The 2,562-nt window shown below is 44.9% G+C and carries 2 protein-coding genes; one reads left to right on the forward strand and one right to left on the reverse strand.

Annotation, left to right across the window (positions count from 1 at the left end):
• Nucleotides 1-74: 74 nt before the first annotated feature.
• Nucleotides 75-392 (reverse strand): hypothetical protein, encoded by a 318-nt coding sequence (locus C466_RS16760; protein WP_160163032.1) that lies wholly within the window; start codon nt 390-392, stop codon nt 75-77.
• Between the two features lie 137 nt (nt 393-529).
• Between C466_RS16760 and C466_RS15865 the strand changes: the two genes are divergently transcribed.
• Nucleotides 530-2,521, forward strand: a complete 1,992-nt coding sequence (locus tag C466_RS15865; RefSeq protein ID WP_080505926.1) for an AAA family ATPase — start codon at nt 530-532, stop codon at nt 2,519-2,521.
• Nucleotides 2,522-2,562 lie beyond the last annotated feature (41 nt).

Genomic DNA, 2,562 nt, shown 5'->3' on the forward strand with positions numbered 1-2,562 from the left:
TGTCGGACACCGCTGACGCGGTGTCCTTGTCCTCTTCGACTCGACAGCAGCAGCTCAGCAGTATCAACAATCTCCTACAGAAGAGCGTTGTTCTTTTTAACAAAATTTTCTGGGTTGTCAGCGAGGGTATCCTGCATGGCCTCAACCTGGGCAGTGCGGCTCGGTTCCCGTGGATTCGCCTCTAATGGGAGTTTTGAATCATCAATTTCCGTACATCGGGTATATAAGTGGTGGACATCATACCCACCAATTGTGTCAATTTCAGCAGGACCAGAATATTCGATTACTTCCAGAGTAAGGTCCTTGCTGCCGTTCTCTGGAATTTTCAATACTGGGTAATCAATGCCATCACTGGACGTCGTATACTCGACTCCATTTTCTGAGTTAGTCATTGACTCCACGCTCTTGTGATCCTTCGATGATAGGGCATCTTAATTGTTTGTAGCGAACCAGTAGTCATCGCGATCTGTTTCTTATTGTGTCCGGTACAACTAAATCACTCCCGAAATTTTTGCTATTATAATCACATATGGGCCGAATCGATCAGGTTCAAGTAGCAAATTATGGTTCAATCTCTGACACGGACTGGATTGATATCGAGGAGACATATACATCACTTTTAGGGCCTAATGGAGCGGGGAAATCAAACTTCCTGCGCGCACTTGCTCGATTCAGTCAGCGGGTACCAATCGATGACGAACAACTTTGTAAATTTACTTCTGCTCAGTCGCGAGAACCATCGAGTGTTCTCATACTAGGGGTGCGATTTACCGAATTGAGTCTGTCTGAAGCACCTCTGGTACATCCTCCACTCGGACCAGAAGATTTGAGCTTACCAATTTCGACCAATGATATTGAACTAGAATCTGACAATGCTGAGTTTAAGCTCACTGGGAATCTCGAATCTAGGAAGCTTTGTATCTCTGTCTACGCGAATGGCACACACAAAATACACCTCCGTAATGGGAAGAAGGTAGAACTTGATGCGGCGTACGAGCAGAGGATCTATGAACTTGAAAAAATAGGCCTGGAAGTGTTGAATGAACTTGAGGAATTAGATTTTTTGGATAACGTGTCAAACGAGATTGATTCTGTATACAAAGAGCTAACTGATGTCGACCTTGATGACATATACGATCAAGAACCAGTGATTGGTGCTGATGAGTATCGACCCGAGAGAGATTTAGAAACGGCATCCGCGGAAGATATCGCTGCTGATGTAATGGAAATCAGACAAGTTTTAGCTGAGTTAAAGGGTGACATCGAAACACCACTGGAACGACTACCCAATATTTATCAAAATATCCAAATTGACTCGGTCGGAGATCCTATTCGCATTGATCGCATCACAAACTCAGACGCTTATTTGGGCCTATTAGATGCGGCAGATATCGAGCCAGACAAGATCAGACAACTCTCCACAGAGGAGCGCCGCGAAGGACTTGATCGAGCTGATAGACGACTAACAGAACTATTGAACGGATATCTTAATCTAGAGTCCGTACGCGGACAAACACAAACATCAGTTGCTGATGCTGCCGATCCAAAATCAAATAACTATACTGTTCACTCAAATTTTAATTCATCTCAACTTGAGATAGAGGTTACTGACGAATCTGGGGAGCGATTCCGTGCCAGCCAGCAGAGTACAGGCATTCGCTGGCTGCTTGGTTTTCTCTTGACTATAATTCACGGTTTAGGTGATAATGATGAGCCTGGACTGATTGTGCTTGATGATCCGGGTGTACACCTTCACCCGGAGGCCAAGCGCCTACTTTTGAAGGCACTTCGAACGATAACTGATCGTAAGCAAGTTATTTACTCCACTCACTCCCCGTTTCTGATTGATAACGACGAGATTGATCACACACGGATCGTCAAACACCAAGGCCCTGACGGTTCTACAGTGATGAGGCACAATGAGGCTCGTGACTCTGAACGAGATATGGACTCACTAGCACCTATTAGAGAAAGTCTAGGTGCCTCACTTGCTCATCTACCTTTCGGTGGCAATGATACAATCCTTGTTGAGGGCTACACCGATCGCCAATATCTACCGACATTCAATTCATACCTAAATACATTGGAAGGCTGGTCTGGAATTGATGATGACTCAATAGGGTTTGTCGATGGAAGTGGTAGTAGGGTGAGTTACATGGCTCAATTTTTGGATGTTGAAGGTCTTAATTACCAAATTTTACTCGATGACGATACAGCAGGTGATGATGGCCTTGTTGAACAGCTACAAGAACTTCGGATCCATGATGAAAAGATACATACTTTGAGTGATGGATTTGCGGATCCACCTGATTACGATATCGTTATTGAGGACCTGTTGCCTCCCGATCTATTTTGTGAAAAGGTAGCTGAAACTCACCCAAGCAACCTTAGTCCGGAAGTGCTCAAGGACGCTGTAGATAACCGGGATGGAAGTATTTTGGACCGAGTACGGGGGAAACTTCACCAATTGAATAATATCAGTACTTCACAAAGCCGCTTAGTTAGAACGCCTGCTTGCTGAAGGTGTGTCTACGACCCAGCAAGCAGACAGTGAACTCCACG

The organism is Halorubrum distributum JCM 10118, assembly GCF_000337335.1.
GTDB classification, from domain to species: domain Archaea; phylum Halobacteriota; class Halobacteria; order Halobacteriales; family Haloferacaceae; genus Halorubrum; species Halorubrum distributum.